Source organism: Rhizobium sp. Root708, assembly GCF_001429725.1.
GTDB lineage: Bacteria > Pseudomonadota > Alphaproteobacteria > Rhizobiales > Rhizobiaceae > Rhizobium.
Genome location: NZ_LMHV01000036.1, coordinates 1 through 5,293, shown reverse-complemented (window position 1 = coordinate 5,293; position 5,293 = coordinate 1). Strand labels below are relative to the sequence as shown.

General features: G+C 58.5%; 8 protein-coding genes. 6 read left to right on the top strand and 2 right to left on the bottom strand.

The genetic code is table 11. The features are described from left to right. Positions 1 to 81 precede the first annotated feature (81 nt). The 5 genes from ASE04_RS19185 (at position 82) to ASE04_RS19175 (ending at position 3,367) form a co-directional block, all read left to right on the top strand. A complete protein-coding gene (locus ASE04_RS19185; protein WP_443216886.1) occupies positions 82 to 771 on the top strand; it encodes an ABC transporter substrate-binding protein in 690 nt (229 codons plus the stop codon). 60 nt (positions 772 to 831) lie between these two features. Beyond that, on the top strand, positions 832 to 1,563 hold the full coding sequence (locus tag ASE04_RS19180; RefSeq protein WP_244490457.1) for an NAD(P)-dependent oxidoreductase: 732 nt from the start codon (positions 832 to 834) through the stop codon (positions 1,561 to 1,563). Beyond that, positions 1,564 to 1,716 carry a hypothetical protein gene (locus tag ASE04_RS31710; RefSeq protein ID WP_244490456.1) on the top strand — a complete coding sequence of 51 codons (153 nt, stop codon included), beginning with the start codon at positions 1,564 to 1,566 and terminating at the stop codon, positions 1,714 to 1,716. Then, a complete protein-coding gene (locus ASE04_RS31050) occupies positions 1,713 to 1,979 on the top strand; it encodes a LysR family transcriptional regulator (protein ID WP_162260538.1) in 267 nt (88 codons plus the stop codon). The genes ASE04_RS31710 and ASE04_RS31050 overlap by 4 nt, the downstream gene beginning before the upstream one ends. 245 nt (positions 1,980 to 2,224) lie before the next feature. After that, a complete protein-coding gene (locus ASE04_RS19175) occupies positions 2,225 to 3,367 on the top strand; it encodes a Fic family protein (protein WP_056820498.1) in 1,143 nt (380 codons plus the stop codon). 165 nt (positions 3,368 to 3,532) lie between these two features. Here ASE04_RS19175 and ASE04_RS19170 read toward each other — a convergent pair whose 3' ends face one another. Continuing rightward, entirely contained in the window at positions 3,533 to 3,850 is a 318-nt protein-coding gene (locus tag ASE04_RS19170) for a response regulator (RefSeq protein WP_056820496.1), read from the bottom strand. A gap of 122 nt (positions 3,851 to 3,972) precedes the next feature. On the opposite strand from ASE04_RS19170, the gene lov reads away from it, so the two are divergent. Further along, complete coding sequence (gene lov / locus ASE04_RS19165; RefSeq protein ID WP_056820493.1) at positions 3,973 to 5,022, top strand: blue-light-activated histidine kinase; 1,050 nt, start codon at positions 3,973 to 3,975, stop codon at positions 5,020 to 5,022. A 16-nt stretch (positions 5,023 to 5,038) separates the two neighbouring features. On the opposite strand, the gene ASE04_RS30230 is transcribed toward lov, so the two are convergent. Next, on the bottom strand, positions 5,039 to 5,185 hold the full coding sequence (locus tag ASE04_RS30230; RefSeq protein WP_082597404.1) for a DNA-binding protein: 147 nt from the start codon (positions 5,183 to 5,185) through the stop codon (positions 5,039 to 5,041). Between the last annotated feature and the right edge of the window lie 108 nt (positions 5,186 to 5,293).

The window sequence follows — 5,293 nt, the reverse complement described above, 5'->3', positions numbered from 1 at the left end:
ATCGGCCCAACCGTCGGCGCAAGGACCGCGAGGACGCCGGCAATCGTCGTCGCTAGTGCCTGTCGGTGGCTGGGAAACAGGATGAACACCGCAGAAAAGACAGAAGTCTCGGACTACGGCCCCGGCAAGGACGCCGAAGAGTGGTTCGCCAAGACGATCGAGGCGAACGGCGGCTCGGTCATCGAGAAGTTGAAGGTTCCGCTTGCCAATCCCGACTTCGCGCCGTTCCTGCAGCGCGCCGCAGACGAAAAGCCGGAGGCTATCTTCGTCTTCGTTCCGACGGGCGCTGGCGCCGCCTTTATGAAGCAGTTCGTCGAACGCGGACTGGACAAGTCCGGGATCAAGGTCATTGCCATGGCTGATGTCACGGACGACGACCTGCTGAACAACATGGGCGATCCGGCGATCGGCGTCGTTACCGGCGGGCCGTACTCCGCCAGCCATAACTCCGCCGAGAACAAGGCATTCGTCGCAGCGTTCAAGAAGGCCAACAACGGAATGCGGCCGAACATGGTGGCCGCAGCCGCCTATGACGCGCTGGACCTCATTTACAAGACGCTTGACAAGACCAAGGGTGACGCGGGCGGCGATGCGTTCCTGGAAGCGGCGAAGGGTATGGAGCTTGCTAGCCCGCGAGGACCGATCTCGATCGATCCCGAGACACGCGACATCGTCCAGGACATCTACATGCGCAAGGTCGAGAAGGTCGACGGGGAGCTTTACAACACCGAGTTCCAGACCTTCCCGAAGGTCAAGGACCCAGCGCACTGAGAAGGACCGGAAGAGGCGCTGTTTCGCGCCTTTTCCATCTGTCACAGAGGGTATTGCGCAATGACGACCATAGCGACAATTGGATTTGGCGAGGCGGCGCAGGCATTCGTCGCCGGATGGCGATCCGAGGCTGACGCAAGCCGGATCGAGCGACTTTCAACCTTCGATATCAAGATCGAGGATCCGGCGCTGCGTGTCTCGATCGTCGACAATGCGGATCGGCTGTCCGTGCACCTTTGCGACCAGGTTCGCCAGGCGGTCGAGGGCGCTGACGCCGTATTCAGCCTAGTTACCGCTGACCGCGCCCTTGAGGCGGCGGAGGCCACATCCAAGTTCCTCGCAGCGAATGCGGTCTATTTCGACTGCAATTCCTGCTCGCCGGCAACAAAGCAAAAGTCGGCCTCGATCGTGGAGGGGACAGGCGCGAGCTATGTCGATGTCGCCGTCATGGCGCCGGTCTATCCCGCGCGTCATAGAACTCCGCTTCTCGTCTCCGGACCGAAAGCGGAGGAGGCCGTTTCCTTCCTGACGCGGCTCGGTATGAAGGCGAGTTATGCCGGCGCGGATATCGGTCGTGCCTCATCGATCAAGATGCTGCGGTCGGTGATGGTCAAGGGGATCGAAGCTCTGACCGCCGAATGCTTTTTGGCGGCGCGGCGGGCGCGCGTCGATACCGATGTCATCGCCTCTCTTCAGGCGTCGGAACCGCAGGTCGACTGGACGGGCAGGGGCGCGTATAACCTTGAACGAATGATGGTGCATGGAAAGCGTCGGGCGGCCGAAATGCGCTAGGTGGCTTTGACGCTGAAGGAACTCGGGCTGCCGTGCAGGATGGCGGCGGCGACTGTCGACTGGCAGGACGAAATCGGAGCGCTCGGCCTTGAAACGCAAGTGGCTTCCTTCGCTGACCGGGCAGATTTGATACTGGAGCATTACAGCGATTGACCCAAGGCACGTCCTCCGCTCCGCAGAACCGGCATAATCTTCGCCATCTGCGCGCGTTTCTTGCGGTGGCCGACACCCATTCGGCATCACGCGCAGGAGAGATTTGCAATGTGTCGTTCTGCGCTGCTGTCGACAAAACGCCTCTGATCAGGAAGTCGTTGCAGCAGAGCCAGGTGGCTTTAACCTTGGTGACAAAAATGATTGTGGTTAGCGGCATTTTCGCGCCTTCGTTGATATCGAAGTCAACTCGTTACAGCGGCTGAACTCGGGCGTTGCGGCGCTAATGTGGTTTTATGCAACGAAGTATTGCTGTCGGACCGTCAGCAATATTTCGAAACAAAAATTTAGTTTGAGCACTGCCCCTTCATTCATGCCCTACGCAAATCACCCTGGCGCAGTGCTCAGGAATTCGATGTGCTCGCGTTAATTAAGCGTGCTTATTTAAGTCTGTCGCTTATTTAAACGAAGTGCATCTTGCTTAAATAAGGAGTGAGGCCGATAATCGGTCATGTCTGATTCCAAGTCCACACATCGCCTGGGTCGTTTCGTCGAGACGATCGCTGCCAATGAAACAGTGCGGGCCTTCGTGCCCCCACCATTGCCGCCCGAGCCCGCGATTGATGTGCTTTCATTGCTCGAGCGTTTCAGCCTGGCAGAGCGCGCGCTGGGACGTCTGGATGGTATCACAATGCTGCTGCCGCGACAGGAGCTGTTTCTTTATATGTATGTCAGAAAGGAAGCTGTTCTTTCCTCACAGATTGAAGGCACGCAGTCGACGCTTTCCGATCTTTTGCGGTTTGAGACCGAAGCTCAGGCGGGGCAGCCGGTTGATGATATTCGCGAAGTCTCCAACTATGTGGACGCCATGATGTATGGTTTGGAGCGGCTGGAAACGCTGCCCATGTCATTGCGTCTCATCCGTGAGATGCATGCCCGGCTACTACACAGTGGGCGAGGAGGCACCAAAGATCCAGGAGAGTTCCGCCGCTCGCAAAATTGGATTGGCGGCACGCGCCCCGGCAACGCACTCTTTGTACCGCCACCCGTCACCGAAATGGCCGGTTGCCTGGATGCATTCGAGCGCTTCATGCATGAGGACCAATCTCGGTTACCGGCACTCATCAAAGCTGGCTTGCTGCATGTCCAGTTTGAAACGATCCATCCATTTCTCGATGGCAATGGCCGTATAGGACGTCTGCTTGTAACCCTATATTTGTGCATGAACGGTGTTTTGCGAAAGCCGCTGCTTTACCTCAGCCTCTATCTAAAGTCTCATCGGAGAGACTATTATCGGTTGCTACAGGAGGTCCGCGAGAATGGAAACTGGGAAGCCTGGTTAGACTTTTTCCTCGCCGGCGTCGCCGACACAGCCAATCAGGCATTTGAGGCTGCGACCCAGATCGTTGATCTTTTCAAGGAAGATCGTGAACGGATCACAATGCTTTTCCAGCAGAACCCTTTTCACACGGCAAACCAGATCGTTCAGATCACAGGTCTGTCCGCACCAACGGTCAACGCCGCACTCGCAGATCTAGAGCGGTTGGGCATCGTCGATGAGGTGACCGGCCGCAAGCGTGGACGCGTGTTCAGCTATCGACGATACCTTGCAATTCTAAGCGAAGGTACCGATCCCTTGCCTCTCAGTTCATGACAAATAACTGGGCCAAAGGTTCGATCTTCATCAAGAGCGACAGCGTCGTTCATCCCTGTTCGTTAACCGGATCACTACAACCGATCCTGCGACAACGAGAAAAACGCGGACCAGGTGCTGGAGGACCACGAGGGGCCTCGATGCCGAGCGATAGCGCGATCAGGCTCATTTCAGGTCGAGAGGTTCTAGGATAGCACCTGTCCGGAAGACGGTCTCGTCCACGTCCGCGCCGGAGTGGACTATGAAGGGCACTCCCACCGCGGCGAGGAACTCGACCACGTCCGAGCACACGCCGTCGTTAGGACGATCGACGATGGAGATGTCCGGACGATTGTTTCCGAGGCACTGCAAAGCCGTTGCCCTCGTTTCGAAGGATGTCACCGACGTCGCGCCGAGTTCGCGCAGCATCTCCTCCAGATCGAGCATGATGAACGCTTCGTCTTCAAGGACGAGCACGTGCCCGACATCGTTTAGTCTTTCCATGATTGCATGAACCCACTTGCCCCGACGTGCAAGTGACGGGGTTCAGCGAGCCGCGGCAAACGACTGAAACCATTGAGCCGTCTTGACGTTTCATCCGTCGAGAGAACAGCGCAAGGTGTGTCATGTCACAGGCAGAAAAATCGGATTTCCACGGTGACCTTCCGGCCGCCGCTTCGAAGAAGGGCATGGTCGATCACAAGGAGCTGGCCACCTTTGCATTCCAGAGAACCCGCATGCCGCTCGTCGTAGCGGAGGCCCGCGAGCCGGACTATCCTATCGTCCTCGCAAACGACGCGTTTCTCGACCTGACGGGCTACACCGCCGACGAGGTCATAGGCCGGAACTGCCGGATACTACAGGGCGAACACACCTCGCGCACGGCGGTGGCCGAAGTCCGCGCCATCATCGATCACGAGCGCGAAGGCACGGTCGAGATTCTCAACTACCGGAAGGACGGAACCGTCTTTTGGAACCAGCTACATCTCAGACCGATCCGGGAAACCGACGGGACGCTCGCCTACTATTTCGCGTCCCAGATCGACGTGACCGAACTACGAAAGGTCCAGTCGCTCGTGGAGGCCGAGCATCGGCTGCTTCTCGAAGTCGACCACAGGACAAAGAATGTTCTCGCGATCGTCGATAGCATCGTGCGCCTCAGCCGGGCGGACAATGCGGCTGCATATGCTGCGTCTGTTCAGCAACGCGTCCAGGCGCTCTCCAGAACTCATATGCTGCTGGCCGAAAACGGATGGCAGGATGCATCCCTCCACGACATCATATCGCTTCAGGTCGGCGTCTTCGGCGAGAGGAATGTCGAGATAGAAGGGCCGTCCGTGATGGTTCCGGCCCCCTCCGTCCAGCCGATCGGGCTAGCGATACACGAACTTGCGGCCAACGCGGCGGTCCACGGCTCGCTCTCCCGTCGCGCAGGCGCTCTCGCTATAAATTGGGAGAGGAAGGGGAAGGGCTTGATCCTGAAATGGGATGAGACCGGAGGGCGCGGTCTTCTGACGTCGAGAGCGAAGGGTTTCGGCAACGTGCTTCTGGGTGCGGTGCTCGAAGAGCAGCTCGGGGGCTCGATCACCCGTGAATGGCGTGACGAAGGCCTGCGCCTAGTCGTCGAATTGCCGTCCCTCGACCGCGTCGGCCGCAGTCTCAAATCGAATCCCTAACCACGCTGCCCGCGAGCTACCTCAGTGCATGTTCGATCCGCTCAACATTGTGCGCGGGAACTTCGTCGCCGCGCTCGGCCGCTGCGATCTGGGCGATCGTCAGGCCGGTCGTGATAGCAAGGTTCTCCAGGCTGGAACCCTTGGCAAGTCGACCTTTATGCAAGGCGTTAGACCACGGGTGAGACGGGCGTTCGGTTTGTCGACGCGGACAACAAGACCGTTGCGCAATTCGGCGTCGACGAATTCGGCGCCGACGGTCCGACCGCGGAAC